Origin of the sequence: Hymenobacter cellulosivorans (assembly GCF_022919135.1) — a bacterium.
Lineage (GTDB): Bacteria > Bacteroidota > Bacteroidia > Cytophagales > Hymenobacteraceae > Hymenobacter > Hymenobacter cellulosivorans.
Window position 1 is genome coordinate 189,620 of sequence record NZ_CP095049.1, and the last position, 22,827, is coordinate 212,446.

Genomic DNA, 22,827 nt, shown 5'->3' on the forward strand with positions numbered 1-22,827 from the left:
CAACAGGTTTAGGAAATAGACTTAGAAAAAGCTTGCGCAAAGAGCCAAAAAGGCCTTTTGCGCCGGTCGGGGTAAGCAAAAGTCAAGTAAAGCGGCGCGCCTGGGCTCAGCCGTTTGGGTGGCAGAGAGAAACTACTCTTGCTCCTGCGGAACCAGGATAAAAACGTCTTCGCCGGGGCGCTTCATAATGTATTTCTCCCGGGCAAACTTCTCCAGGAGTTCGGGGCTGCTGAGCAGCTCGGCCCGGTCTTTCTTTACCAGGTCAATGTTATTAAGGTAATATTCCTTTTCCGCCTGCAGCTCCCGCCACTTGGCATACATATCATACTGCTTGACTAAATCGTTGGCATCGAACACCAGCATCCAGACCAGAAAGGCGGAACCGGCCAGAAAGTAAAAGCTGCGCAAAAACCGCGGAACCCGCTGAAATACTTGTAATAACTGCATAGCACTCAAAGATAAAGCAAAGGCCCCGGTCTGCATGCAGACCGGGGCCTTTAAATTTTACGCGTAGCCGTGGAATTGTCCAACAACTACCTCGTCACTACATCTTGCGGCCGGGGAAGTAGGCAATTTCGCCCAGTTCTTCCTCGATGCGCAGCAATTGATTGTACTTAGCCATCCGGTCGGAGCGCGAAGCTGAGCCGGTTTTGATCTGGCCGGTATTCAGGGCCACAGCCAGGTCGGCAATGGTATTGTCCTCGGTTTCGCCCGAACGGTGGCTCATGATGCTCTTGTAGCCGTTGCGGCGGCCCAGGTTGATGGCATCAATGGTTTCGGTGAGCGTACCAATCTGGTTTACCTTGATCAGGATGGCGTTGGCAATCTGCTCGTCGATACCGCGCTGCAGGCGCTGCACGTTGGTTACGAACAGGTCGTCGCCCACCAGCTGGGTGGTGCTGCCGATGCTGGTGGTCAGGTTTTTCCAACCGGTCCAGTCGTCCTCGTCCATACCATCCTCGATGCTGATGATGGGGTACTTCTTGGTCCAGTCGGTCCAGTAGGCTACCATTTCGTCGGAGGTCAGCTTGTCGCCGGTGCTCTTCTTGAAGTGGTAGTGCGTGCCGTCGTAGAACTCGGAAGCGGCGGCGTCCATAGCAATCATCACGTCGTCGCCGGGCTTGTAGCCGGCCGTTTCGATGGCCTGGAGCACAATCTTGATGGCGTCCTCGTTGGATTTGATGTTCGGTGCAAAGCCGCCTTCGTCGCCCACGTTGGTGCTGAAGCCCTGCTTTTTGAGCACGTTCTTCAGGTGGTGGAAGATTTCGGTGCCCCAGCGCAGGGCTTCCGAGAAGGATGATGCGCCCACGGGCATAATCATGAACTCCTGGAAGTCGATGCTGTTGTCGGCGTGCGAGCCGCCGTTGAGGATGTTCATCATCGGCACGGGCAGCGTGGTAGCGCCTACACCGCCTACGTAGCGGTAGAGGGGCATACCGGCTTCCTGGGCAGCAGCCCGGGCAATGGCCAGCGAGGCCCCCAGAATGGCATTGGCACCCAGGTTCGCCTTGTTGGGCGTCCCGTCGATTTCGAGCATGATCTTGTCGAGCAGGCCTTGCTCAAACACCGAGAAGCCCAGCAGCTCTTCGGCAATCTTGCTGTTCACGTTTTCCACGGCCTTCAGCACGCCCTTGCCCATGTACTTCGACTTGTCGTCGTCGCGCAGCTCCACGGCTTCGTGCTTGCCCGTGCTGGCCCCCGACGGCACGGCGGCACGGCCCACAACGCCGGATTCCGTGGTTACATCTACTTCGACGGTCGGATTACCGCGCGAATCAAAAATCTGCCGGGCATGGATGGCTGATATAATGCTCATGTTGAAAAGAATTGTGGTGAGGAATTCGTTTCCGCAGCCGCCGAACCTAGACCTAGGCCCCACATCCGGCTGCGGGGCCGAAAGGTAAGGAATTCACCCAGTACGCTCCTACCCTTCCAGCCACTTCCGAAACTCGGGCGTTTGGGCCGCACTGGTTTGCAGCACGGCGGTGCTGTGCCGGATTTTGATGCTCAGTCGGTTGTTGAAGTACGGCTCGGCCTTCTCCACGAAACTGATGTTGACTAGCTCCGAGCGGTTGAGGCGAAAGAAGCGGCCAGGGTCGAGTTGGCGCTCCAGCTCCGTGAGCGTGCCGATGAGCGGATAGCGGCTGCCGGCTTTGTCCACGGCAAACACCACGCCTTCATCGGCCTGCAGGTAGGCTACATCATCCGTCTGGAGCACGTAGAGGCCCTGGCGCATGCGCACCGAAAAGCGCTGCTTGTAAGCGGGCTGGGCTCCCTGGCGCAGGGCGTGGCTTAGAGCTTCCAACACTTCCCCACTTAGCGTGGGCGCGTTTGGCGGGGCAAAGCTCCGTTGCAGGCTGTGGTACTTGGCCAGAGCTTCCTCCAGCTGAGCGTAAGTGTAGGGCTTGAGCAGGTAGGCAATGCCACTGGCCCGGAAGGCAGGCAGCAGAAACTGGTCGTAGGCCGTGGTAAAGATGATCGGGCAGGTCACCCGGAACTGTTCGTAGAGGCCAAACACATTGCCGTCGAGCAGCTCGATGTCGGAGAAAATCAGGTCGGGCATAGGGTTAGCCTGCAACCAAGCCAGGGCCTTTTCTACCCCACGCAGCACCGGCGGAGCCTCGGCCGCCAGCCCGGCCTGGGCCAGAAAGCGGATCAGCTGCTGGGCCGCCGGCTCTTCGTCTTCCAGAATGAGAATGCGCATGAATGAGGGGAAATAACCAGGATAAGTAAGCCACGGGATACTAGCTCCGGACAGCCTTAGAGGCGGACATTACTATGTCCGGAGCAAAACATAACTATGTTTTGGGTAAAACATAGTTATGTTTCTACAACCGGGTGCTGCGACTATTTGCATCCGCCACCGTATTTTCCGGCTGTGGCAGCTTACCAGCGGGTTGAGCCATTGCCAGCAAGGGCACGGTCACAACGAACTCCGGCCCGGCGCCTTGCACAGTAATGGCCTGCCCGGTCAGGAGTAGGTACCGCTCCCGTAGATTAGCCAACCCGGTACCAGTCGAGTCGACGGCGGTGCGCTTGGGGCGGCGTGGGTGGCGCACCGTCAGGTGGGTTTCAGAGGCCTCGATGGTGATGATAAGCGGGTCCTCGTCGTCGCCGGCGTTGTGCTTGATGGCGTTTTCGAGCAGCAGCTGCAGGGTACCAGGCACTACCAGCAGCTGACCCAGGGCCGCCGGCTCGGGCAGTTGCTGCCGAAAGCAGTAGGCCGTTCCGAAGCGGTGACGCAGCAGGTACACGTACTCGTCGGCAAAGCGCAGCTCATCGGTCAGGGACACGAAGTCCTCATCTTTGTGGCGAATCAGGTAGCGGTAGAGCTCGGCAAAGTGAGTCAGGTACTCGTCGGCCGCCACGGGGTCGTGCTGAATCAGGCCGCGCAGCACGTTGAGGTTATTAAACAAAAAGTGCGGGTCAATTTGGGCTTTGAGGTTGCGCAGCTCACTTTCGGCGTGGGCCTTCTGGGCCAGGATTAGCCGCTGCTGCACGTCGAAGTAGCGTTTACCGGTCAGCAGGACCGCCAGCATGCCGTAGCTGAAGGCGTGACGAATGATGCTGTGCACCAGTTGCAACGGGCTTACTGGTACGAGCTGGTTCAGAATGAGACTGTACCCGTAGTTGTAGAGCAAGCCGCTAGCCAGCAGAAAAACCAGCAGTAACCCCAGAGCCCGTAGCCGGTAGCGGGGCGTCAGCAGGTTGGGCAGCAACCCGAACACAATGGCAAACACCGCCGCCGAGTCCAACACCACCGTGTAGACCATGCCGGCCATGGCTCGTGGCCCGGCGAACTGCTGCCAGTAGGTAGGCAGAATTACCGCCGTAGCCACGGGCCAGTACGCGGCCACAGTCAGCAAATCGGAGCGGGAAGGACGGGCAAGCAGCATAGGACGCAGGTGAGTAAGCCAGGCAGAATGGCGAGCCGGAAGTTGGCATTCTTTGCTTATATCTGCACCACCCTGCCCCACTTGCGGCCGCAGGTTTACTGCTACCGGGTAGGCACCCCCAGCCAGTGCTGCGCAGAATGCCTGCACGAAACTAAACATAGGCCGCTCAGGGTCGCAGGGGTTGCACAGCCTTGGAGTCGCGCACCAGCACTAGGTACTGCACGTAAGCGGCGGCTGGCAGCTTCGGGTCGAACTGCATCTGCTGCGTCGCCGGGATGCCCGGCGCGTACGTCACCCGAATCGGCTGGCGGGTGCTAGCGGCTCCCGGTGCGTCGAGGCGGAAGAGCGTGGTGCTGCCTGGCGTAGTCTGGGCCTTAAGCTCCTCCATGCCTCCGATGACTGTCAGCGGCCCATCGTGGTTAAACTTGTTGGTCTTGCCGTACACCTGCCCTTTCGTTTGCCAGGGTGCCGGCAAGCCACTATTAGGGTACAGCATCTCACAGCCTGAAAAGACGCACATCACCGATACTACCTTATCATGCACTGGCAAGCTACTCTGCCGCACCATGGCTGCAAATGTCGAGTAGCCACCCTGCAAGGGGCTTTGCAATACATGCGCCAAGCCCCACATGCCATACATTTTCTCGCCAGCTCGCCACTTGGTCTGGCTCAAGGCTTGGAAGTTGGCGAAGATACTCTGCTCCCGCCCCAGACCGTCGGCGCGGTACGTGAGGTTCTTGAGCAGGTGTAGCACCGGCTCATACGAGGCGCCCAGGCTCAGACGGTACGACTTTGGGTGCAGCTTCAGTTCGGTAATAGTACGTCGGGCTACCGCTGCCAATAATGAGGTGGCCGGCTGCCGCATTAAGGCATTGAGGGAGTCTCCTTTCTGGAACAGCACAGCCGAATACCCTTTTTTATGCAACAAGTACCGCAGGTAATCAGCGGCCAGTGGTAAGTCTTGCACCTCATCAATACCCACAAACTCCAGCCTGCGTTTCTCCGGCAGCGTCTGGTTCAGCTCACGCAGCTTCCGAAACTTGTTCAACAGGTCCTTGTTGGCCCACTGCGACTCAGCTTGCACCCAACTCCGAAACACCAACTGCAACGTACTATCGTTGCCGGTGTGCAAGTACTGATTCAGGTAGTCGGCCTTGGCGCAGTCAAACTCCCCAACGTAGTACCGCACGCCGGCCCGCTGGTTCAGGTGCTTAAACAGCTCAAAGTCCACTTCCTGCGGCCGAGCCACACCGTGTGCTTCGCCCAGTAAGAATAATTGATTGTCATAAAATGCCTCAGCAAACAGCGCAAAGCTGGGAGTTCCTTCCTTTGGCAGTTCTTCCTTAGCAACCCCGGCAAATACGCTAGTTGATGCGCCTGGCTCAAGTGTCTGGGCATGTGAAGCGCTGGCACAGATCATGGTCAAAGCGCCCACGACAAGGGCATGGCGGATAACAGTAAGGAGCGAAGGCATAAACAGAAGTTGGCTAGAAGTGGAACAGATGCTTCAAAGCACGTCTTCCTCCTCCACTGCCCCTACCCTATTCTCCCCAACTGCCGCAAATACCCCACGAACTGCCGCAAAAATCCATCGACTGCTTATTCCGGCAAGCACAAAAAAAGGGACGTACCGCCCGGCACGTCCCTTTTTATATTGAATCGCTCGAAAACTACGAAGCAGCTTCTTCGCTAGCCTCGTCGCGAGTTTCGCCTTCTTTCAGCGTTTCGGTTGGAGCATCCGTAGCGGCAGCAGCCTCTTCGCTTACCACGGCAGCCGGAGCAGCGGTAGTAGCTTCAGCGGCCGGAGCAGCAGCCTCAGCACCCGACTTCTTCTTGCCGCGTGAGCGACGAGTCGTAGCCTTGGCTTCGCCGGCCGACTTAGCTTCCAGCAGCGTTTCGTTGTAGTCCACCAGCTCGATGATGCACACCTCGGCGTTGTCGCCCAGACGGTTGTCGCTCAGCTTGATGATGCGGGTGTAACCGCCGGGACGGGTAGCAATTTTAGCGGCTACCGAGTCATACAGCTCCTTAATCGACTCCTTGTTCTGCAGCGTAGCGAATACGGTACGACGCGAGTGCGTCGTGTCGCTCTTCGACTTGGTCAGCAGGGGCTCTACAAACTTGCGCAGGGCTTTAGCCTTGGCCACCGTAGTGGTCAGACGCTTGTGCAGAATCAGCGACGAAGCCATGTTCGACAGCATCGCGTTGCGGTGGGAGGTGGTACGACCGAGGTGGTTGATTTTCTTACCGTGTCTCATTGGTTAGTGCTTCTCAGCAGGAATGTGTGTGCTTGCGTAGGATGACCACGGCGGGCTGCCAGTTAGTTAGGCAGCCTCATTAGAACCATCCTACCTCGGGCACACTGGTGAAAAAGTGTAAATGAAGTATGCAAAGAAATAGGCTGATTGCTGCAGGCCAACGAGTACGTCAGCGTAGCGGCAATCAGCCTATTGGGGTATGCTAGTCTTCGTCGAGGCGGTACTTGCCCAGGTCCATCCCGAAGGTCAGACCTTTTTCCTCTACGAGGTTTTCGAGTTCGGTCAGCGACTTCTTACCGAAGTTGCGGAACTTCATCATATCGCTCATGTCCAGCTGCACCAGTTCGCCCAGCGTCTTGATGTCAGCAGCCTTGAGGCAGTTGTAAGCGCGTACGCTCAGATCCATATCCGCCAGCGGCGTCTTCAGAACCTTGCGCATGTGCAGCGTCTCTTCGTCTACCGTCTCTTCTTCCTCGGCTTTAGCCGTTTCGAAGGTCATGGTGTTGTCCGAGAACAGCATGAAGTGTTGAATCAGAATGTTGGCCGCACCTTTCAGCGCGTCCTCGGGGTGAATCGAACCGTCGGTCTGAATCTCGATGAGGAGCTTCTCGTAGTCGGTTTTCTGCTCTACCCGGGTATTCTCAATGCTATACTTCACGTTCTTAATAGGCGTGAAGATGGCATCAATGGCAATTTGCCCAAACACCTGGTCGGCAGGCTTATTCTCCTCGGCCGGTACGTAGCCACGGCCTTTCTGAATCGTAAATTCAAATTCCAACTCCACCGAAGGATCAACGTTGCAGATAACCATATCTGTGTTGAGTACTTCGAAGCCAGTCGTGAATTTGTTGATATCACCAGCCGTGAACGTCTCCTGGCCCTTAATACGGACCGTGATTTTGTCCTCGATGGCGTCGCTCACCTTCTTGAAGCGAACCTGCTTTAGGTTCAGAATGATTTCGGACATGTCCTCAATCACGCCTTCAATCGTCATGAACTCGTGCAGCACACTGGAAGTGCGGACCGACGTGATGGCATAGCCCTCCAGCGACGACAGCAGGATACGGCGCAATGCGTTGCCGATCGTGACGCCGTAGCCTTTCTCCAGCGGTTTAAATTCAAATGTTCCGTAGAAGTCGTCGGATTTCTCCATCACTACTTTCTCCGGCATTTGAAAAGCTAAGATTGACATAAGTGGGGCTTTAAAAATACAACAAGGAAAAAACGAAGTAAGAACCCGACCATAAGCCGGGTTCCAGTAATTACTTCGAGTAAAGCTCGACGATGAGCTGCTCCGTGATTTTCTCCGGAATCAGGTCACGTGAGGGGGCGTTCAAGAACTTGCCCACCAATTCCTTGCCGTCCCACTCCAGCCACGAGAAAGCACGCGAGTTGCGGGCGCTCAGGCTGGTGGTAATAGCTTCCAGAGACTTCGACTTTTCGCGAACACCTACTACGTCACCAGCGCGGAGCTTGTACGAAGCAATGTTGACTACTTCACCGTTCACCGTGATGTGCTTGTGCAACACCAACTGGCGAGCAGCGCGACGGGTTGGAGCAATGCCAAAACGATACACCGTATTGTCCAAACGCGACTCGAGCAGAGCCAGCAGGTTGTCGCCGGTGATGCCGGGCAGAGTAGCTGCTTTGTGGAACAGGTTTTCGAATTGCTTCTCCAGTACACCGTACATGTACTTTACTTTCTGCTTCTCCATCAGCTGCACCGCGTATTCCGACTGCTTCTTGCGGCGGCCACGGCCGTGCTGGCCTGGAGGATAGTTCTTTTTGTTGAGTGCCTTGCTTGGGCCGAAGATTGGCTCTGCGAAGCGACGGGCAATCTTGGTTTTAGGACCAGTATAACGTGCCATTTCGGGGTATTTGAGTTTTGCAGGGGTTGAACCACGCGTGTCGGGCCTCTCGGATGCGACCTACCCGCAGGGCAAGCCGGATCGGAAACCCGACACAGGGGCGAACCAAATGGTTCGCGAGTTCAGTATATCAGACGCGACGACGCTTAGGAGGACGGCAGCCGTTGTGGGGCAGCGGGGTCACGTCGCGGATGGTGGTTACCTCAATGCCCACGTTCTGGAGGGTACGGATAGCCGACTCACGGCCTGCACCCGGACCTTTCACGAATACTTCGGCTTTGCGCATGCCCAGATCATGGGCCACTTTGGCGCAATCCGTAGCTGCCATCTGGGCAGCGTAGGGCGTGTTCTTCTTAGAACCTTTGAAACCCATCTTACCAGCCGACGCCCAGGAAATAACCTGACCATTGTTGTTGGTGATGGAGATGATGATGTTATTGAAGGAAGCCTTGATGTGAATCTGGCCTACCTGCTCAACAACGACAACGCGCTTTTTGGCTTTGTCTTTTCTCTTTTGTGCCATTTGGTTATCGCAAAAAACTGCGGAAGGTGTTGAAGCCGGTTCAGAGTCCTGAACCGGCTTCGATTCCCGCTACAATTTATTTAGTAGCTTTTTTCTTGTTGGCAACGGTTTTCCGTTTGCCTTTGCGCGTGCGCGAGTTGTTCTTGGTACGCTGACCACGAACTGGCAGACCTTTGCGGTGACGCAGACCCCGATAGCAACCGATGTCCATCAGACGCTTGATGTTCAGCTGCACTTCCGAGCGCAGAACACCTTCAGTCTTAACTTCGGCAGCAATGATGCTGCGGATTTCGCCAGCTTCTGCTTCCGTCCAATCCTTTACTTTCTTGTTCAGGTCGATGCCGGCCTTGGTCAAGATTTTCTGTGCGGAAGGACGGCCGATGCCGAAAATGTAGGTCAGCGCGATTTCACCGCGCTTGTTGTCCGGGATATCTACCCCTGCAATACGAGCCATTTGCTTTTGTAAAAAGTCTGGTGCTACTAACCCTGACGCTGCTTGAAGCGGGGGTTCTTTTTGTTGATGACGTACAGCTTGCCGTTGCGGCGAACCAGCTTACAGTCAACACTGCGTTTCTTGACCGAGGTTTTGACTTTCATGTCGTCGGGTTATTTGTAACGGTAAACAATTCGGCCCTTCGACAAGTCGTAAGGGGACATTTCCAGCTTCACCTTATCGCCCGGCAGGATTTTGATGTAGTGCATTCGCATTTTGCCCGAAATGTGAGCAACGAGCTGGTGACCGTTTTCCAATTCCACGCGAAACATGGCGTTTGAAAGGGCTTCCAGAATGACTCCGTCCTGTTCAATGGAGGATTGTTTGGCCATAAGGCTACTGTAAGGCTTTTTCTATGTATTCAAAGGAAGTGAGAATCTCCGCTTTGTCTTTTCGTACTACAACCGTGTGCTCAAAGTGCGCCGAAGGCTTGAAGTCCTTGGTCCGGATAGTCCAACCATCCTTTTCCTGAACTACGCTCTTCGTTCCCAAATTCACCATAGGCTCGATGGCTAAAACCAAGCCCTCTTGTAGCTTAAGTCCCGCCCCACGTTTGCCGTAGTTAGGAACTTCTGGCCGTTCGTGGAGTTTCTGACCAATTCCGTGGCCAACAAGTTCCCGCACTACTCCATAACCTTGTTTTTCAACGTGGTTTTGGATGGCATATCCCAGGTCGCCCATTCGGTTGCCTGCCACTGCCTGGTCAATGCCCAGATACAATGACTTTTTGGTTTCTTCCAGAAGTTTGAGCACTTCTGGTGCCACCTCCCCTACTGGGTAAGTGTAGGCACTATCGGCATGGTAGCCGTTCAACAAGACTCCGCAGTCTACCGAAACAACATCTCCGCTTTTGAGCTGATAGTCACTCGGGAAACCATGCACCACGACTGAGTTAGGCGAGATGCAGAGACTATATTCAAAACCATTATACCCTTTAAAGGAGGGTAGCCCGCCATGGTCCCGGATGAATTCTTCCGCACGCTGATCAAGGGCACGCGTCGTAATTCCTTCCTTAATCATGCCCGCGACTTCTCCATGGGCTTGAGCCAGCACTTTCGCGCTGGCCCGGATGAGTTCTATTTCTTCTTCGGTCTTGTAGATAACCATGACCGAATTAGGATGCCAGCGCTACGTTCTGGGTAGAACGGCCACGCAGCTTGCCCGTCTTCATCATGCCATCGTAATGACGCATAAGCAAGTAGCTTTCCACCTGGTTAAGCGTATCCAGTACTACACCTACCATGATGATCAGCGAAGTACCGCCATAGAAAGCAGAGAAAGGACGCGTAACACCAGCCAGCAAAGCAAGGGCCGGGAAGATGGCAATCAGGGCCAGTACAATTGCACCAGGCAGCGTGATATGCGTCAAAATCTCGTCGATGTGCTCTGAAGTATCGCGCCCAGGCTTCACGCCAGGAACGAAACCACCACTGCGCTTCAGGTCATCCGCAATTTGATTGGGGTTAACGCTGATAGCCGTGTAGAAGTAAGTAAAGACGATGATAAGCGTTGCGAAAACCAGATTGTATTGCCAAGAGGTGTAGTCCGAAAACTTCTGACCAACTGCCGCAGCAAAATCACTATCGGCTTGCCAAACAGAAGCAACAATTGCCGGTACGAACATTAGCGACTGAGCGAAGATGATCGGCATAACGCCGGCTGCATTCACTTTCAGCGGAATGAACTGACGTTGGGCATTAAGTTGTGTAGTACCACCTACTTGCTTGGCATACTGAACCGGAATCCGGCGTACAGCCTGCGTCAGCACGATTACGGCCATTACTACTAAGAACAGCACTACTAGTTCAATCAAAAAGATCAACGAGCCGCGCATGCCTTTAGCAGCTGCCTCCCCAATAATAGCACCGGGGAAACGGGATACAATCCCGATCATAATGATCATGGAAATACCGTTACCTATGCCTTTATCCGTAATCTTTTCACCAAGCCACATGCAAAACAGCGTTCCGGCCGTGATGATAAGCATAGTGGAAAAAGTAAAGAAAGGGCCTGGAGCAATGATAGCTTCCGCGTTGATAGTAGCAATAAAGCCGATAGACTGAGCCATTACAATCGGAATTGTGAGAATCCGAGTATACTGGTTAATCTTCTTCCGACCTGATTCACCTTCCTTCTGCAGCTTCTGGAAGTAAGGAACTGCAATAGTGAGCAGTTGCAATACAATCGAGGCTGAGATGTAGGGCATGATACCCAAAGCAAAGATCGAGGCGTGACTGAATGCGCCGCCGAGCAGCGTATCCAGAATACCGAACAGACCTTCAGCGCCACCCTGCTTCAAACGCGACGCGTCGACGCCGGGGAGTACCACATAGGAACCCAGCCGATAGATGGCAATGAAAAAAAGCGTATTGAAGATCCGCGTACGCAGATCTTCAATCGCAAAAATGTTCTTTATCGTTTCGATAAACTTTTTCATCGCCGATAAGACTTTACAGCGTCACAGCTTTACCACCAGCTTTCTCGATGGCTTCGATAGCCGACTTCGAGAATGCATGGGCATGTACTTCCAGAGCAGTGGTAACTTCCCCACGACCCAGGATTTTGATTTTAGCGTTCTTGGAAACCAAGCCAGCCGATACGAAGTAAGCAACGTCCATAGTGGAAGTGCTGTTCTTTTCGTTGAGGCTGGTCAGAGCATCCAAATTGATGCCTTTGTACTCCACGCGGTTGATGTTCTTGAAGCCGAACTTCGGAACACGGCGCTGCAGTGGCATCTGGCCACCTTCGAAGCCAGACTTCTTGGAGTAACCCGAACGAGACTTTTGACCTTTGTGACCACGCGTCGACGTGCCGCCGCGGCCGGAACCCGTACCACGACCCAAGCGCTTGTTGGTGCGCGTTGAGCCTACGGCGGGTGATAGATTGCTGAGATTCATATCGAGGGGAATCCTAGAGTTCAGTTACTTCCAAGAGGTGCTGCACAGCGGCTACCATACCGGCAACCTGAGGCGTATTTTCTACGGCCTTCGTGCTACCGATTTTACCGAGGCCCAGGGCCTTAACGGTACGTTTTTGACGCTCAGGGCGGTCAATAACGCTTTTCACGAGTTTGATTTGGATCTGCGCCATCGCTGCTTAACCGTTAAAAACTTGGGCCAGAGTGATACCGCGCTGCTGAGCAATCTGCATCGGGTCGCGCATCTTCAGCAGAGCGTCGAAGGTAGCTTTAACTACGTTGTGAGGGTTCGAAGAACCTTTCGACTTAGCCAGTACGTCCTTAATACCAGCGCTTTCAAATACAGCGCGCATAGCACCACCAGCAATTACGCCGGTACCAGCCGCGGCGGGCTGCACCAGAACGAAACCACCGGAATATTTGCCTTCCATCACGTGGGGAACCGTGTGCTTGTACAGCGGCACTTTCACCAGGTTCTTTTTAGCGTCGTCGATGCCTTTGGCAATAGCGTCGGTAACTTCGTTGGCTTTGCCGAGGCCGTAACCTACGGTGCCGTTGCCGTCACCTACTACTACAATGGCCGAGAAGCTGAAGCGACGACCACCTTTTACTACTTTGGCAACGCGGTTGATAGCTACTACCTTCTCTTTCAGATCGGATTCGCCGGCGCGGGGAGCTTGTTGGTCCCGGTTGCCACCACGGTCATTGCCACCACCCCGACGGTCATTGCCGCCACGGTCATTGCCACCACCACGGGGGTTGTTGTTGAATTCTGCCATGATGATTTAGAAATTGAGGCCGCCTTCGCGGGCTCCTTCTGCCAATGATTTTACGCGGCCGTGGTAGAGGTAACCCGAACGGTCAAATACCACTTTCGAAATTCCTTTTTCCTGAGCACGGGAGGCAAGTTCTTTACCTACTGCGGCAGCCAGGGCGACTCCGTTGCCCTCTTCCACCGAAACGTGCTTCGAGGAAGCAGCCGCCAACGTACGGCCAGTGGTGTCGTCAATAATCTGAGCATAAATGCCCGTATTGCTGCGGAACACTGACAAACGTGGACGCTCGGACGTGCCAGCCACCTTAGTGCGGATGATGCGCTGGATCCGTTTTCTTCTAGTTGCTTTATCGAAAGCCATGATGCGAAATTATTTCGAAGCCGTTTTACCAGCCTTACGACGAATTTGCTCACCCACGAAGCGCACGCCTTTGCCTTTGTAAGGCTCAACTTTGCGCAGCGAGCGAATCTTAGCTGCTACCTGGCCCAGCAATTGGTTGTCAATGCTGTTCAAGGTAACGATGGGGTTTTTACCTTTTTCGGTTACGGCCGTAGCAGTAACTTCTTTCGGCAAGGCCAGGAAGATGTTGTGCGAGTAACCCAGCGACAATTCCAGCGTAGTACCGGCCATTGCTGCTTTGTAACCTACACCTACCAGCTCCAGCTTCAGCTCAAAACCGTTGCTTACACCGTTGACCATGTTGTTGATCAGCGAGCGGTACAAACCGTGCATAGCCTTGTGGCGCTTCTGCTCGGTAGGACGCTCAACCACCAGCTGGCCGTCGGCTTGGGTAAGGGTAATGTCGCGGTCAACCGGGGTAGTTAGGGTGCCTTTCGGGCCCTTTACCGTAACGGTGTTTTCGTTGCTCACTTCAACCTGAACGCCCGAGGGCAGGCTGATGGGCAGTTTACCAATGCGTGACATAGTCTCGTTTCTTCTCGATTAGTAAACGTGGCACAATACTTCACCACCCACGTTCTGGGCTTTCGCCTCTTTCTCCGTCATCACCCCTTTCGAAGTCGACAGGATAGCAATACCCAGGCCGCTGAGTACGCGCGGCATATTTTCCACGTGAGCGTACTGACGCAGACCGGGGGTGCTGATGCGCTCCAGTTTGGTGATAGCAGGCTGCTTCGTAGTAGGGTTGTACTTCAAGGCAATCTTGATGGTGCCCTGTACCGAAGAGTCATCAAAGCGGTAGCTTTGGATGTAGCCCTTGTGGTAAAGCACTTTCGTGATTTCCTTCTTGATGTTGCTGGCCGGGATTTCTACTACCCGGTGGTTTGCCTTGATGGCATTGCGTACCCGGGTCAGGTAGTCGGCAATTGGATCTGTATTCATTGTGTAGATGAGAGCAGCCCATTTTTAGGGAGCCGCAAAGATATGAAAATTTCGCCGCCATTTGAAAGTGGCGACGAAATTTTCGGTTAAGACTACTTGGCTCGACTTATTGAGGCTCGGCCAATGGTTTCTTTCGGCAACCTGCCAAATATCACGGTCTTAGTGTGAGTAAGACCAAAGCTGTATTACCAGCTCGACTTCGTTACACCGGGGATCTTACCAGCCAGCGCCATTTCGCGGAACGTAACGCGGCTGATGCCGAATTTACGCATGTAACCACGAGGACGACCGTTGATTTTATCCCGGTTGTGGATGCGCACGGGCGAGGCATTGCGGGGCAGCTTGTCCAGGCCTTCGTAGTCGCCGGCGGCTTTCAGAGCCTTACGCTTCTCAGCGTAACGTTCTACCGTAGCGATGCGCTTTCTTTCTCTTGCTTTGACGGATTCCTTAGCCATTGTTCTGTTTCTTGGCGTTAGCGAACGGCATTCCGAAAGCTTTGAGGAGCTCATAGCTCTGCTCGTCGTTCTCGGCGGTCGTTACGAAGGTAATGTCCATACCCGAGATTGACTTAATCTTGTCGATCGAAATTTCGGGGAAAATGATCTGTTCCTTGATACCTAGGGTATAGTTACCCCGGCCGTCAAAGCCTTTGTCATTGATGCCTTTGAAGTCACGCACCCGGGGGAGAGCAACCGTCAGCAAACGGTCCATGAACTCGTACATCTGCTCACCACGCAAGGTTACGCGGGCGCCGATGGGCATGCCTTCACGGAGTTTGAAGTTCGACACCGAACGCTTGGCAATGGTAGCAACGGCTTTCTGACCAGTGATGGTCGTCAGCTCGTCCACACCATTGTCAACCAGCTTCTTGTCGGCTACTGCCGAGCCAATACCGCGGTTGATGCAGATCTTGGTGATGCGTGGTACCTGCATGATGCTCTTGAACTGGAATTTCTCCTGGAGCGCGGGTACTACTTCTTTTTGATATATATCTTTCAGTCGGGCCATTGTCGTCGTACCGGGTTAGGCGTTTTTCGATTCAACTGCCTTCACGTTGGATACGTGGATTGGAGCTTCGATCTTAGTGATACCCCCTTGCGGGTTTTTAGCACTGGGTTTGTTGTGCTTGGTCACCAAGTTCAGGCCTTCCACGATAACGCGCTGCGTCGAACGGTTTACCGACTTGATAACGCCGGTCTTGCCACGCTCATCACCAGCAATTACCAGAACGGTATCACCAGTTTTCACGTGCAGTTTCACGGGCTGAGCTTTCGTCTTCGTTGCCATCTTGCTTAGAGAACTTCAGGAGCTAGTGAAACAATTTTCATGAACTGACGCTCACGCAACTCGCGGGCTACGGGGCCGAAGATACGGGTACCGCGGGGCTCGTCGTTGTTGTTGAGCAGAACGGCGGCGTTGTCGTCGAAGCGGATGTACGAACCGTCTTTGCGGCGTACTTCCTTCTTGGTGCGAACAACTACTGCTTTCGACACAGTGCCTTTCTTAGCGTTGCCGGAGGGCAGAGCCGACTTGATCGAAACTACGATCTTGTCGCCTACGCTGGCGTATTTCTTGCCCGTGCCACCGAGGACACGGATGCAGAGAACTTCTTTGGCGCCGCTGTTATCAGCGACGGTCAGACGGGATTCTTGCTGTATCATCTTACTTGGCGCGTTCTAGAATTTCTACCAATCTCCAGCGCTTGTTCTTGCTCAGGGGGCGGGTCGACATGATGCGAACCGTATCACCTTCGCCACATTCGTTGTTCTCGTCGTGGGCCATGAACTTGGTCGACTTGGTAACGAACTTACCGTAGATCGGGTGCTTCATTTTGCTTTCTACCACAACCGTGATGGACTTGTCCATTTTGGTCGAGGAAACGCGCCCGATGATTTCTTTCCGCAGGTTCCGCTCTTCGGCGGTCGTTACCTGCTGTTCTTCGTTGCTTGCCATCGTTATTTAGCAGTTTGGTTTGCCTGCTCGTTTTCGCGACGGGTCAACTCAGTCTTCAGACGAGCTACGGTACGGCGGCTGTGCTTCAGGCGAACTGGGTTTTCCAGGGGCGAAATGGCGTGTGCGAAACGCAGTGCCTGGCCGCTGGTTTGTTCAGTCTTGATTTGCTCCTTCAGCGCTTCTAGCGAAAGGGCTTGGATTTCTGCGTTCTTCATCTTACTTGTTCTCTTCGTAGTCGCGACGAACAACAAACTTAGTTTTCACTGGCAGCTTCTGCGCAGCTAAACGCAGGGATTCCTGAGCCACTTCCAGCGGCACGCCGTCCGATTCGAACATAATGGTGCCGGGCTTCACGCAGGCTACCCAATATTCGGGGCTACCCTTACCCTTACCCATCCGAACCTCAGCGGGCTTCTTGGTAATTGGCTTATCGGGGAAAATACGGATCCATACTTGACCTTCCCGTTTCATGGCGCGGGTCATGGCGATACGGGCTGCCTCAATCTGGCGAGCCGTAATCCAAGCCACTTCCAACGACTTGATAGCGAAGGAACCGAAGTCTATGGAGCTGCCGCGGTAGGCCAGGCCTGTTACGCGACCCTTTTGCATCTTGCGATACTTGGTCCTTTTCGGTTGTAACATGAGTTATCGAAAATTGAAATTCTTGAAAAGAGAAAAGGACTAGCGACGTGGGCCGCCCTGACCGCCGCCACGGTTGGCACCACCGGGTGCTCCACCGCCACGACGCTGGCCACCACCCTGGCCGCCACGGTTATCACCACCTTGGCCACCGCCACGGTTGTCACCGCCACGGTCGTTACGATCCCGACGTGGGCCACGGTCGCCGCCACGGTCGCCACGCTCACCACGGGGGCCACGGTCGTTGCCGCCGCCACGGGTGTCGTTGCCTTGGTTGGCAGGCTGCTGGTTTGGCGACAAGTCAGGCTTGCCGAATACCTCACCACGCATGATCCACACCTTGATGCCGATCTTGCCATACACGGTCTGAGCTTCCGACAGAGCGTAGTCGATGTCAGCACGCAGCGTGTGCAGCGGCGTACGACCTTCTTTGTACTGCTCGGAACGTGCAATTTCAGCACCGCCCAAACGGCCACCGCACTGAATCTTGATGCCTTCGGCACCAACACGCATAGCAGCCTGGATGGACATCTTCATAGCGCGACGGAACGAGATACGCGCCTGCAGCTGCTGAGCAATGCTCTCACCTACCAGTTTCGCGTCTAGTTCGGGACGCTTAATTTCGAAGATGTTGATCTGAACGTCTTTGCTGGTGATCTGCTTCAGCTCGTCCTTGATCTTATCAACTTCCTGACCGCCCTTACCGATTACCACACCCGGACGAGCCGTGTTGATGGTAATGGTGATGCGCTTCAGGGTACGCTCGATTACGATGCGGCTAATGCCACCTTTCGGGATACGAGCGAGTACGTATTTGCGGATTTTTTCGTCCTCAACCAGCTTGTCGGCAAAGTCCTTGCCGCCATACCAGTTCGAGTCCCACCCTTTGATGACGCCCAGACGGAAGCCAACCGGATTTACTTTCTGTCCCATAGTGCTTATGCGGTGGCTTCAGCCGAGGTTTCGTTGGATTTCTTAGCCGAGCTACGACGAGTAGTTTTCTTCGGAGCCTCAGCAACAGCGTCAGTAGCAGGTTTGGTTTCAGCAGCCTGCTTTACAGCAGCCTTGCTTCCCAGAGCTTCTACTTTGGTGTCGATGGTCAGCGTCACGTGGTTGCTACGCTTGCGGATGCGGTGACCACGACCCTGAGGGGCGGGACGCAAACGCTTCAGCTGACGACCTTCATCAACGAAAATCTCTTTGATGTAGAGGTTAGCATCTTCGATACGCTCGTCCTCGTTCTTCTGCTGCCAGTTGGCCAGAGCCGACAGGAGCAGTTTCTCGATTTTCTCAGCGCCCGAGTTAGCTTCGAACTTCAGCAAGCCCAGGGCGCGGGTCACTTTCTGACCACGTACCAGGTTGGCTACCATGCGCATCTTACGAGGCGAGGTAGGCACGTTACGGAGTTTAGCGGTAGCTTCCATATTAGCGCTTGCCTTTATCTTTCTTGGCGATGTGGCCACGGAAGTTACGGGTGGGGGCAAACTCACCGAGTTTGTGACCTACCATGTTCTCCGTTACATACACCGGGATGAACTTATTGCCGTTGTGAACGGCGAAGGTGTGGCCTACGAAGTCAGGCGAAATCATCGAGCGGCGCGACCAAGTCTTCACCACCGACTTTTTGCCGGAATCTTCCATTGCCGTGACTTTCTTCTCGAGCCGGAAGTCAATGTACGGCCCTTTTTTTAGCGAACGTGCCATTGGTTACTTCTTGCCTTTACGGTTAACGATGAGCTGCTCGGAGTACTTGTTCTTGTTGCGGGTCTTCTGACCCTTAGCGAAGATACCGTTGCGGCTACGTGGGTGACCACCCGACGAACGACCTTCACCACCACCCATGGGGTGATCCACTGGGTTCATGGCAACACCACGAACACGTGGGCGACGGCCCAACCAACGGTTACGACCGGCTTTGCCGAGACGTACGTTCATGTGGTCACCGTTCGAAACCGTACCAACCGTAGCCATGCAGGTAACGAGTACCATGCGCATCTCGCCGGAAGGCAATTTCAGGGTTGCGTATTTCTCTTCGCGAGCCACGAGCTGGGCGTAGGTGCCAGCCGAGCGAGCGATAGAAGCACCGCCACCGGGCATCAGCTCGATGTTGTGCACGATCGTACCCAGCGGAATTTCGCGCAGGGACAGAGCGTTGCCAACTTCAGGAGCCACGCCTGGGCCCGATACTACCGTAGTGCCTACTTCCAGACCAGCGGGCGCAATGATATAGCGCTTTTCGCCGTCGGCGTAGCTCAACAGAGCGATGCGGGCAGTGCGGTTCGGATCGTATTCAATCGTCTTAACAGTAGCTGGAACACCAGCCTTGTCACGCTTGAAATCGATAACCCGATACTTCTGCTTGTGACCACCACCGATGTAGCGGTTGGTCATTTTTCCGGATTCATTCCGGCCACCGGATTTTTTCAGGGGTGCCAACAGCGACTTCTCCGGCGTCGACGTCGTAATCTCGTCGAACGCGGGTGCGATGCGGAAGCGCTGACCCGGTGATGTTGGTCTTAGTTTTTTGAGTGCCATTTTATCTTAAAATGCGCGTTTCGTCGGTTGCCCGACCTTAGATACCGTTGTAGAAGTCGATTACGTCGCCTTCTTTCACGGTTACAATAGCCTTCTTTCCGTGGGGGCGACGGCCCGAAACGGAGCCACCCTTGGTGAATTTCGACTTCAGCTTGCCGTTGGTGCGGATCGTGCTAATGCCCGTTACCGTTACCCCGTACAGAGCCTCGATTTCCTTTTTGATCTGAACCTTGTTGGCGGTGCGCTCTACTTCGAAAGCGTACTGACCTTTCTCGTTCAGGGCCGTGGCCTTCTCGGTCACGATAGGTTTCTTCAGCGTGCTCATTACTCAGCGGTAGTATAGAGTTGTTCCAAGGATTTCAACCCGTCTTCCGACAGCAGCAGGGTGTCCGTGTTCAGCAGATCGTGAGTGTTCAGAGCTACGGGGGTAGCAACTTTCACGCGCTGGATGTTACGGGCCGAGAGCAGCACGTTCTTGTCGGCTTCAGCGGCAACGAACAAGGTCTTCTTGCCGTTGTTGAGCTTCAAACCCGACAGGATCGAGAGGAAATCTTTCGTTTTGGGAGCGTCCAGGGAGATGTTCTCCACCAGAGCAACCTTGCCATCCTGGGCCAGTACCGACAGAGCCGACAGACGGGCCAGACGCTTGGTCTTTTTGTTCAGCTTGAAGCCGTAGTCGCGGGGTTCGGGACCGAATACGCGGCCACCACCAACGAATACTGGCGACTTCATGCTGCCGGCGCGGGCACCGCCCGTACCTTTTTGTTTCTTGAGCTTCTTCGTGGTGCCGTGCACCTCGTTGCGCTGCTTCGACTTGTGCGTGCCCTGGCGCTGGTTAGCCAAGTACTGCTTTACGTCGAGGTACATCACGTGCTCGTTCGGCGTGAGGCCGAAGATGGCGTCGGACAGAGTTACCTTACGGCCGGTGTCCTCACCTTTGATGTTATATACTGACAGTTCCATCTTGCGTTATTTTTCCAGGACCACGTAAGAGTTCTTGGAGCCGGGAATAGAGCCGCTCACCAGAATCAGGTTCTTGTCGGCTACTACGCGCATCACTTTCAGGTTCTGCACTTTTACCCGGTCGTTGCCCATACGGCCACCCATGCGCATTCCTTTGAATACGCGCGAGGGCCAGGAGCAAGCACCGATAGAACCGGGGTGACGCAGACGGTTGTGCTGACCGTGGGTCTGCCCGCCTACACCGGCAAAGTTGTAGCGCTTTACTACGCCCTGGAAACCTTTACCTTTCGAGGTGCCAACTACGTCCACAAACTCGCCTTCTTCGAAGAGGCTCGCGTCGATGGTGGCGCCTGCAGCGTACGTCGATTCCGCGTCGAGGCGGAATTCAACTAGCTTTTTCTTGGGGGTGGTACCGGCTTTAGCGAAGTGACCAGCCAAAGCTTTGGTCGTGTTCTTCGCTTTTTTCTCGCCGTAGCCAACCTGAACGGCGGTATAACCGTCGTTGGCCAGCGTTTTAACCTGCGTCACTACGCACGGACCCGCTTCGATGAGCGTGCAGGGAATGTTTTTCCCGTCCGGAGTGAAGAGGCTTGTCATACCGATTTTTTTACCGATGATGCCAGGCATTCTGTTAGATTTTATGAAAAGACGCAATAAGAAAACGCCCAAATAGCGTTTTCGGAATGGGAGTGCAAAGCTAGCAAATAGTTAGGGCATAATCCAACCCCGTTCCTAAATATTTTCAGAATCACTTAGTTGACTCTCGCCACCGGCTATTCACTCAGTTTCAGGAGCTTCCCAATGGCCCTAGGTACAGTTGGGAGTTGAGCACGAAGAAGCCCAACTCTGGCCGTTAGGAAACGGTTCAAAGTTGGGCTCCAAAAAAGTACAATTACTTGGCGAGGATGGGTAAGTTAAGCCGGACGCCAGCTTGGCGGAGCTTCCGCCGGGTTGAGACGCAGACCATTCAGGCCAAGCAGAATAAAGAACAGAGAGTAAGTCAGCCCAATTTGGGTTTCCAGTGTGTATTCTACCAGGAAAGACAAGGAAACAATGACGTACTGAATAATGACTAGTGGAGCAAACCGTGGCCAAGTCCACAAAAGAGGATAGTAAAAGCAAAGGGTAAAGACCAACACCCCGATTAAGCCAAAGGCCACGGCAGAATAGATAAACTGGTTGTGGGGCTGGATATACGACTGGGGCCGGATACTGGGATAATCTGCCGCGTAGTGCTTCGCCATTTCTTCAGGCATGTCGGCTTTACTTACGCCAAACCACGGGTTGTCCTTAACGAGCTTGGCTGCTACCTTATAGGAATACACCCGGGCCACGAGTGAATAGTTGTTAGCCGCGGCCGTATTGTTGACCTCGTTAAGATCGTCCTGGGTATTGACAAACTTATTCCGGAACGTGGGAAAGCTCACGTAGCTCACCAGCGGCAAAGCTACCAGCACAGTTAGCACCAAGGCAGCCCGGCGGTAAGCCCGTTGGCGCAGCAACCACCCCGCCATCATTACCCCGACCGCATAAAATGTAACCAATCCGCTGCGAACGGCCAGCAAATGCTGGAACAAAGCCAATAGCACAACCGCCGTTACGAGGCCGCCACGCTTGAGACCCGAAAGAGTAGAATCGAAAGCCAACAACACTACTGCTGCTGCAGTGGCTAGGGTCACCATCAGACTGAAACGGATATGGTCGGGCTCAGTCGGCATAATCTTCGAATGCAGATACATTTCGTTGATTTCGGCTGCATGTAGCAAATAGTTACCGGTAGCTACCAAAGCAGCTCCTGTTACGCAACCAATGAACAGCTGCCAAAGCCGAGCTAAATACCGACTAGGCAAAGCCGGCAGTAGCCAGAAGGCCAACGGCAGTAACAGGAACGGTGACTGCAACACCACATCCTTGGTATACTCTCCCAGATTATGCGCGCTGGTATTGACTCCTGCTGCGACGTGCACGAGAAACACGCAGGCCAACGCAGCATAGATTCGCCAATCGTTGTAAAGCCGTTCTTCCCGCCCACGGTGCAGCACGGTATAGCAGATGGCCGTAAGTGTGATGCCGACGATGCCAATGCTAGGTAAAATCCGGAAGAAATCGGCCACAAACAACCCCACGATAATAAAGGAGCAGAACACTGCTGCGGCTATGGTCAGGCGTGGAATCGTTAGTACTAACTGCATACAATTTTGCAACGTGGGTTTGTTAGAGCCTCCCTCCTACTTCAGGGTAGAGCATAACTCAACGGCGCAAGTTGCTTAGTATATATAAGAAAACACCCCACCAGTCCGAAAACTGATGGGGTGTTTATCTTATTTAATCAGCGAAACCGGTCCTCAGACTTTGATTTCAACGTCAACGCCGCTAGGCAGCTCAAGCTTCATGAGAGCATCTACGGTCTTCGACGAAGTCGAGTAGATGTCCACGAGACGCTTGTAGGTGCAGAGCTGGAACTGCTCACGCGACTTCTTGTTCACGTGGGGCGACCGAAGAACGGTGAATTTTTCTTTGTCGGTCGGCAATGGAATTGGACCGCTTACGATAGCGCCCGTAGCCTTCACCGCCTTCACAATCTTCTCCGACGATTTGTCCACCAGGTTGTGGTCGTAGGATTTGAGTTTAATGCGAATTTTCTGGTTCATGTCTGTAATGTGGA

General features: G+C 54.2%; 36 protein-coding genes. All 36 read right to left on the reverse strand.

Features of this window, described 5'->3' with window-relative positions:
• Positions 1-132: 132 nt before the first annotated feature.
• On the reverse strand, positions 133-447 hold the full coding sequence (locus MUN80_RS00830; protein ID WP_244718412.1) for an FtsB family cell division protein: 315 nt from the start codon (positions 445-447) through the stop codon (positions 133-135).
• Between the two features lie 97 nt (positions 448-544).
• The gene (gene eno / locus MUN80_RS00835) at positions 545-1,816 is read right to left on the reverse strand and encodes a phosphopyruvate hydratase (protein WP_244718414.1); all 1,272 of its coding nucleotides are present in this window, start codon (positions 1,814-1,816) and stop codon (positions 545-547) included.
• A 108-nt stretch (positions 1,817-1,924) separates the two neighbouring features.
• Positions 1,925-2,704: a LytR/AlgR family response regulator transcription factor gene (locus MUN80_RS00840; RefSeq protein WP_244718416.1), complete on the reverse strand. Its 780-nt coding sequence runs from the start codon at positions 2,702-2,704 to the stop codon at positions 1,925-1,927.
• Between the two features lie 124 nt (positions 2,705-2,828).
• On the reverse strand, positions 2,829-3,896 hold the full coding sequence (locus MUN80_RS00845) for a sensor histidine kinase (RefSeq protein ID WP_244718419.1): 1,068 nt from the start codon (positions 3,894-3,896) through the stop codon (positions 2,829-2,831).
• 166 nt (positions 3,897-4,062) lie between these two features.
• A complete protein-coding gene (locus MUN80_RS00850) occupies positions 4,063-5,370 on the reverse strand; it encodes a TraB/GumN family protein (protein ID WP_244718422.1) in 1,308 nt (435 codons plus the stop codon).
• A 196-nt stretch (positions 5,371-5,566) separates the two neighbouring features.
• A complete protein-coding gene (rplQ, locus tag MUN80_RS00855) occupies positions 5,567-6,154 on the reverse strand; it encodes a 50S ribosomal protein L17 (RefSeq protein ID WP_244718425.1) in 588 nt (195 codons plus the stop codon).
• 202 nt (positions 6,155-6,356) lie between these two features.
• Positions 6,357-7,346 (reverse strand): DNA-directed RNA polymerase subunit alpha, encoded by a 990-nt coding sequence (locus MUN80_RS00860; RefSeq protein WP_100337303.1) that lies wholly within the window; start codon positions 7,344-7,346, stop codon positions 6,357-6,359.
• A 70-nt stretch (positions 7,347-7,416) separates the two neighbouring features.
• A complete protein-coding gene (gene rpsD, locus MUN80_RS00865) occupies positions 7,417-8,022 on the reverse strand; it encodes a 30S ribosomal protein S4 (protein ID WP_100337302.1) in 606 nt (201 codons plus the stop codon).
• A gap of 130 nt (positions 8,023-8,152) precedes the next feature.
• Positions 8,153-8,545: a 30S ribosomal protein S11 gene (rpsK, locus tag MUN80_RS00870; RefSeq protein ID WP_100337301.1), complete on the reverse strand. Its 393-nt coding sequence runs from the start codon at positions 8,543-8,545 to the stop codon at positions 8,153-8,155.
• 76 nt (positions 8,546-8,621) lie between these two features.
• A complete protein-coding gene (gene rpsM, locus MUN80_RS00875) occupies positions 8,622-8,999 on the reverse strand; it encodes a 30S ribosomal protein S13 (RefSeq protein ID WP_100337300.1) in 378 nt (125 codons plus the stop codon).
• A 26-nt stretch (positions 9,000-9,025) separates the two neighbouring features.
• Complete coding sequence (gene rpmJ, locus MUN80_RS00880; RefSeq protein WP_046246595.1) at positions 9,026-9,142, reverse strand: 50S ribosomal protein L36; 117 nt, start codon at positions 9,140-9,142, stop codon at positions 9,026-9,028.
• 9 nt (positions 9,143-9,151) lie between these two features.
• The gene (gene infA / locus MUN80_RS00885) at positions 9,152-9,370 is read right to left on the reverse strand and encodes a translation initiation factor IF-1 (RefSeq protein WP_086592757.1); all 219 of its coding nucleotides are present in this window, start codon (positions 9,368-9,370) and stop codon (positions 9,152-9,154) included.
• Positions 9,371-9,374: 4 nt separating this feature from the next.
• Positions 9,375-10,145 carry a type I methionyl aminopeptidase gene (gene map / locus MUN80_RS00890; protein WP_244718428.1) on the reverse strand — a complete coding sequence of 257 codons (771 nt, stop codon included), beginning with the start codon at positions 10,143-10,145 and terminating at the stop codon, positions 9,375-9,377.
• A gap of 7 nt (positions 10,146-10,152) precedes the next feature.
• Positions 10,153-11,475, reverse strand: a complete 1,323-nt coding sequence (gene secY / locus MUN80_RS00895) for a preprotein translocase subunit SecY (RefSeq protein ID WP_244718432.1) — start codon at positions 11,473-11,475, stop codon at positions 10,153-10,155.
• A gap of 13 nt (positions 11,476-11,488) precedes the next feature.
• Positions 11,489-11,935 carry a 50S ribosomal protein L15 gene (rplO, locus tag MUN80_RS00900; RefSeq protein WP_244718435.1) on the reverse strand — a complete coding sequence of 149 codons (447 nt, stop codon included), beginning with the start codon at positions 11,933-11,935 and terminating at the stop codon, positions 11,489-11,491.
• A gap of 13 nt (positions 11,936-11,948) precedes the next feature.
• The gene (rpmD, locus tag MUN80_RS00905; protein WP_100337296.1) at positions 11,949-12,128 is read right to left on the reverse strand and encodes a 50S ribosomal protein L30; all 180 of its coding nucleotides are present in this window, start codon (positions 12,126-12,128) and stop codon (positions 11,949-11,951) included.
• Positions 12,129-12,134: 6 nt separating this feature from the next.
• The gene (gene rpsE / locus MUN80_RS00910) at positions 12,135-12,734 is read right to left on the reverse strand and encodes a 30S ribosomal protein S5 (RefSeq protein ID WP_244718438.1); all 600 of its coding nucleotides are present in this window, start codon (positions 12,732-12,734) and stop codon (positions 12,135-12,137) included.
• 6 nt (positions 12,735-12,740) lie between these two features.
• Positions 12,741-13,091, reverse strand: a complete 351-nt coding sequence (gene rplR / locus MUN80_RS00915) for a 50S ribosomal protein L18 (protein ID WP_100337295.1) — start codon at positions 13,089-13,091, stop codon at positions 12,741-12,743.
• A gap of 9 nt (positions 13,092-13,100) precedes the next feature.
• Positions 13,101-13,655 carry a 50S ribosomal protein L6 gene (gene rplF / locus MUN80_RS00920; RefSeq protein WP_100337294.1) on the reverse strand — a complete coding sequence of 185 codons (555 nt, stop codon included), beginning with the start codon at positions 13,653-13,655 and terminating at the stop codon, positions 13,101-13,103.
• An 18-nt stretch (positions 13,656-13,673) separates the two neighbouring features.
• Complete coding sequence (gene rpsH / locus MUN80_RS00925; protein WP_135395059.1) at positions 13,674-14,072, reverse strand: 30S ribosomal protein S8; 399 nt, start codon at positions 14,070-14,072, stop codon at positions 13,674-13,676.
• A gap of 185 nt (positions 14,073-14,257) precedes the next feature.
• A complete protein-coding gene (gene rpsN / locus MUN80_RS00930; RefSeq protein WP_100337292.1) occupies positions 14,258-14,527 on the reverse strand; it encodes a 30S ribosomal protein S14 in 270 nt (89 codons plus the stop codon).
• Positions 14,520-15,080: a 50S ribosomal protein L5 gene (gene rplE, locus MUN80_RS00935; protein WP_100337291.1), complete on the reverse strand. Its 561-nt coding sequence runs from the start codon at positions 15,078-15,080 to the stop codon at positions 14,520-14,522. The genes rpsN and rplE overlap by 8 nt, the downstream gene beginning before the upstream one ends.
• A 15-nt stretch (positions 15,081-15,095) precedes the next feature.
• Positions 15,096-15,359 (reverse strand): 50S ribosomal protein L24, encoded by a 264-nt coding sequence (gene rplX, locus MUN80_RS00940; protein WP_100337290.1) that lies wholly within the window; start codon positions 15,357-15,359, stop codon positions 15,096-15,098.
• A gap of 5 nt (positions 15,360-15,364) precedes the next feature.
• On the reverse strand, positions 15,365-15,733 hold the full coding sequence (gene rplN, locus MUN80_RS00945; RefSeq protein WP_100337289.1) for a 50S ribosomal protein L14: 369 nt from the start codon (positions 15,731-15,733) through the stop codon (positions 15,365-15,367).
• A gap of 1 nt (position 15,734) precedes the next feature.
• Positions 15,735-16,025, reverse strand: a complete 291-nt coding sequence (gene rpsQ, locus MUN80_RS00950; protein ID WP_244718441.1) for a 30S ribosomal protein S17 — start codon at positions 16,023-16,025, stop codon at positions 15,735-15,737.
• 2 nt (positions 16,026-16,027) lie between these two features.
• Positions 16,028-16,240 carry a 50S ribosomal protein L29 gene (gene rpmC, locus MUN80_RS00955; RefSeq protein ID WP_100337287.1) on the reverse strand — a complete coding sequence of 71 codons (213 nt, stop codon included), beginning with the start codon at positions 16,238-16,240 and terminating at the stop codon, positions 16,028-16,030.
• Position 16,241: 1 nt separating this feature from the next.
• Positions 16,242-16,667, reverse strand: coding sequence for a 50S ribosomal protein L16 (rplP, locus tag MUN80_RS00960; protein ID WP_100337286.1), 426 nt, complete (start codon positions 16,665-16,667; stop codon positions 16,242-16,244).
• A 39-nt stretch (positions 16,668-16,706) separates the two neighbouring features.
• A complete protein-coding gene (rpsC, locus tag MUN80_RS00965) occupies positions 16,707-17,597 on the reverse strand; it encodes a 30S ribosomal protein S3 (protein ID WP_100337285.1) in 891 nt (296 codons plus the stop codon).
• A 5-nt stretch (positions 17,598-17,602) separates the two neighbouring features.
• Entirely contained in the window at positions 17,603-18,088 is a 486-nt protein-coding gene (gene rplV, locus MUN80_RS00970; RefSeq protein WP_100337284.1) for a 50S ribosomal protein L22, read from the reverse strand.
• A 1-nt stretch (position 18,089) separates the two neighbouring features.
• A complete protein-coding gene (gene rpsS / locus MUN80_RS00975) occupies positions 18,090-18,368 on the reverse strand; it encodes a 30S ribosomal protein S19 (RefSeq protein WP_044515463.1) in 279 nt (92 codons plus the stop codon).
• Between the two features lie 3 nt (positions 18,369-18,371).
• Positions 18,372-19,199: a 50S ribosomal protein L2 gene (gene rplB / locus MUN80_RS00980; RefSeq protein WP_244718444.1), complete on the reverse strand. Its 828-nt coding sequence runs from the start codon at positions 19,197-19,199 to the stop codon at positions 18,372-18,374.
• Positions 19,200-19,236: 37 nt separating this feature from the next.
• Positions 19,237-19,524 (reverse strand): 50S ribosomal protein L23, encoded by a 288-nt coding sequence (rplW, locus tag MUN80_RS00985; protein ID WP_100337282.1) that lies wholly within the window; start codon positions 19,522-19,524, stop codon positions 19,237-19,239.
• Positions 19,524-20,162 carry a 50S ribosomal protein L4 gene (rplD, locus tag MUN80_RS00990; protein ID WP_244718447.1) on the reverse strand — a complete coding sequence of 213 codons (639 nt, stop codon included), beginning with the start codon at positions 20,160-20,162 and terminating at the stop codon, positions 19,524-19,526. The genes rplW and rplD overlap by 1 nt, the downstream gene beginning before the upstream one ends.
• 6 nt (positions 20,163-20,168) lie before the next feature.
• Positions 20,169-20,789, reverse strand: a complete 621-nt coding sequence (gene rplC, locus MUN80_RS00995; RefSeq protein WP_244718450.1) for a 50S ribosomal protein L3 — start codon at positions 20,787-20,789, stop codon at positions 20,169-20,171.
• 287 nt (positions 20,790-21,076) lie between these two features.
• Positions 21,077-22,354: an O-antigen ligase family protein gene (locus MUN80_RS01000; RefSeq protein WP_244718453.1), complete on the reverse strand. Its 1,278-nt coding sequence runs from the start codon at positions 22,352-22,354 to the stop codon at positions 21,077-21,079.
• Between the two features lie 153 nt (positions 22,355-22,507).
• Positions 22,508-22,813 carry a 30S ribosomal protein S10 gene (gene rpsJ / locus MUN80_RS01005; RefSeq protein WP_022822123.1) on the reverse strand — a complete coding sequence of 102 codons (306 nt, stop codon included), beginning with the start codon at positions 22,811-22,813 and terminating at the stop codon, positions 22,508-22,510.
• Positions 22,814-22,827: the final 14 nt, after the last annotated feature.

Excerpts from the sequence above, each read along its gene's own strand:
- MUN80_RS00830 (WP_244718412.1), bottom strand. The coding sequence starts at position 447 with ATGCAGTTATTACAAGTATTTCAGCGGGTTCCGCGGTTTTTGCGCAGC.
- eno (WP_244718414.1), bottom strand. The coding sequence starts at position 1,816 with ATGAGCATTATATCAGCCATCCATGCCCGGCAGATTTTTGATTCGCGC.
- MUN80_RS00840 (WP_244718416.1), bottom strand. The coding sequence starts at position 2,704 with ATGCGCATTCTCATTCTGGAAGACGAAGAGCCGGCGGCCCAGCAGCTG.
- MUN80_RS00845 (WP_244718419.1), bottom strand. The coding sequence starts at position 3,896 with ATGCTGCTTGCCCGTCCTTCCCGCTCCGATTTGCTGACTGTGGCCGCG.
- MUN80_RS00850 (WP_244718422.1), bottom strand. The coding sequence starts at position 5,370 with ATGCCTTCGCTCCTTACTGTTATCCGCCATGCCCTTGTCGTGGGCGCT.
- rplQ (WP_244718425.1), bottom strand. The coding sequence starts at position 6,154 with ATGAGACACGGTAAGAAAATCAACCACCTCGGTCGTACCACCTCCCAC.
- MUN80_RS00860 (WP_100337303.1), bottom strand. The coding sequence starts at position 7,346 with ATGTCAATCTTAGCTTTTCAAATGCCGGAGAAAGTAGTGATGGAGAAA.
- rpsD (WP_100337302.1), bottom strand. The coding sequence starts at position 8,022 with ATGGCACGTTATACTGGTCCTAAAACCAAGATTGCCCGTCGCTTCGCA.
- rpsK (WP_100337301.1), bottom strand. The coding sequence starts at position 8,545 with ATGGCACAAAAGAGAAAAGACAAAGCCAAAAAGCGCGTTGTCGTTGTT.
- rpsM (WP_100337300.1), bottom strand. The coding sequence starts at position 8,999 with ATGGCTCGTATTGCAGGGGTAGATATCCCGGACAACAAGCGCGGTGAA.
- rpmJ (WP_046246595.1), bottom strand. The coding sequence starts at position 9,142 with ATGAAAGTCAAAACCTCGGTCAAGAAACGCAGTGTTGACTGTAAGCTG.
- infA (WP_086592757.1), bottom strand. The coding sequence starts at position 9,370 with ATGGCCAAACAATCCTCCATTGAACAGGACGGAGTCATTCTGGAAGCC.
- map (WP_244718428.1), bottom strand. The coding sequence starts at position 10,145 with ATGGTTATCTACAAGACCGAAGAAGAAATAGAACTCATCCGGGCCAGC.
- secY (WP_244718432.1), bottom strand. The coding sequence starts at position 11,475 with ATGAAAAAGTTTATCGAAACGATAAAGAACATTTTTGCGATTGAAGAT.
- rplO (WP_244718435.1), bottom strand. The coding sequence starts at position 11,935 with ATGAATCTCAGCAATCTATCACCCGCCGTAGGCTCAACGCGCACCAAC.
- rpmD (WP_100337296.1), bottom strand. The coding sequence starts at position 12,128 with ATGGCGCAGATCCAAATCAAACTCGTGAAAAGCGTTATTGACCGCCCT.
- rpsE (WP_244718438.1), bottom strand. The coding sequence starts at position 12,734 with ATGGCAGAATTCAACAACAACCCCCGTGGTGGTGGCAATGACCGTGGC.
- rplR (WP_100337295.1), bottom strand. The coding sequence starts at position 13,091 with ATGGCTTTCGATAAAGCAACTAGAAGAAAACGGATCCAGCGCATCATC.
- rplF (WP_100337294.1), bottom strand. The coding sequence starts at position 13,655 with ATGTCACGCATTGGTAAACTGCCCATCAGCCTGCCCTCGGGCGTTCAG.
- rpsH (WP_135395059.1), bottom strand. The coding sequence starts at position 14,072 with ATGAATACAGATCCAATTGCCGACTACCTGACCCGGGTACGCAATGCC.
- rpsN (WP_100337292.1), bottom strand. The coding sequence starts at position 14,527 with ATGGCTAAGGAATCCGTCAAAGCAAGAGAAAGAAAGCGCATCGCTACG.
- rplE (WP_100337291.1), bottom strand. The coding sequence starts at position 15,080 with ATGGCCCGACTGAAAGATATATATCAAAAAGAAGTAGTACCCGCGCTC.
- rplX (WP_100337290.1), bottom strand. The coding sequence starts at position 15,359 with ATGGCAACGAAGACGAAAGCTCAGCCCGTGAAACTGCACGTGAAAACT.
- rplN (WP_100337289.1), bottom strand. The coding sequence starts at position 15,733 with ATGATACAGCAAGAATCCCGTCTGACCGTCGCTGATAACAGCGGCGCC.
- rpsQ (WP_244718441.1), bottom strand. The coding sequence starts at position 16,025 with ATGGCAAGCAACGAAGAACAGCAGGTAACGACCGCCGAAGAGCGGAAC.
- rpmC (WP_100337287.1), bottom strand. The coding sequence starts at position 16,240 with ATGAAGAACGCAGAAATCCAAGCCCTTTCGCTAGAAGCGCTGAAGGAG.
- rplP (WP_100337286.1), bottom strand. The coding sequence starts at position 16,667 with ATGTTACAACCGAAAAGGACCAAGTATCGCAAGATGCAAAAGGGTCGC.
- rpsC (WP_100337285.1), bottom strand. The coding sequence starts at position 17,597 with ATGGGACAGAAAGTAAATCCGGTTGGCTTCCGTCTGGGCGTCATCAAA.
- rplV (WP_100337284.1), bottom strand. The coding sequence starts at position 18,088 with ATGGAAGCTACCGCTAAACTCCGTAACGTGCCTACCTCGCCTCGTAAG.
- rpsS (WP_044515463.1), bottom strand. The coding sequence starts at position 18,368 with ATGGCACGTTCGCTAAAAAAAGGGCCGTACATTGACTTCCGGCTCGAG.
- rplB (WP_244718444.1), bottom strand. The coding sequence starts at position 19,199 with ATGGCACTCAAAAAACTAAGACCAACATCACCGGGTCAGCGCTTCCGC.
- rplW (WP_100337282.1), bottom strand. The coding sequence starts at position 19,524 with ATGAGCACGCTGAAGAAACCTATCGTGACCGAGAAGGCCACGGCCCTG.
- rplD (WP_244718447.1), bottom strand. The coding sequence starts at position 20,162 with ATGGAACTGTCAGTATATAACATCAAAGGTGAGGACACCGGCCGTAAG.
- rplC (WP_244718450.1), bottom strand. The coding sequence starts at position 20,789 with ATGCCTGGCATCATCGGTAAAAAAATCGGTATGACAAGCCTCTTCACT.
- MUN80_RS01000 (WP_244718453.1), bottom strand. The coding sequence starts at position 22,354 with ATGCAGTTAGTACTAACGATTCCACGCCTGACCATAGCCGCAGCAGTG.
- rpsJ (WP_022822123.1), bottom strand. The coding sequence starts at position 22,813 with ATGAACCAGAAAATTCGCATTAAACTCAAATCCTACGACCACAACCTG.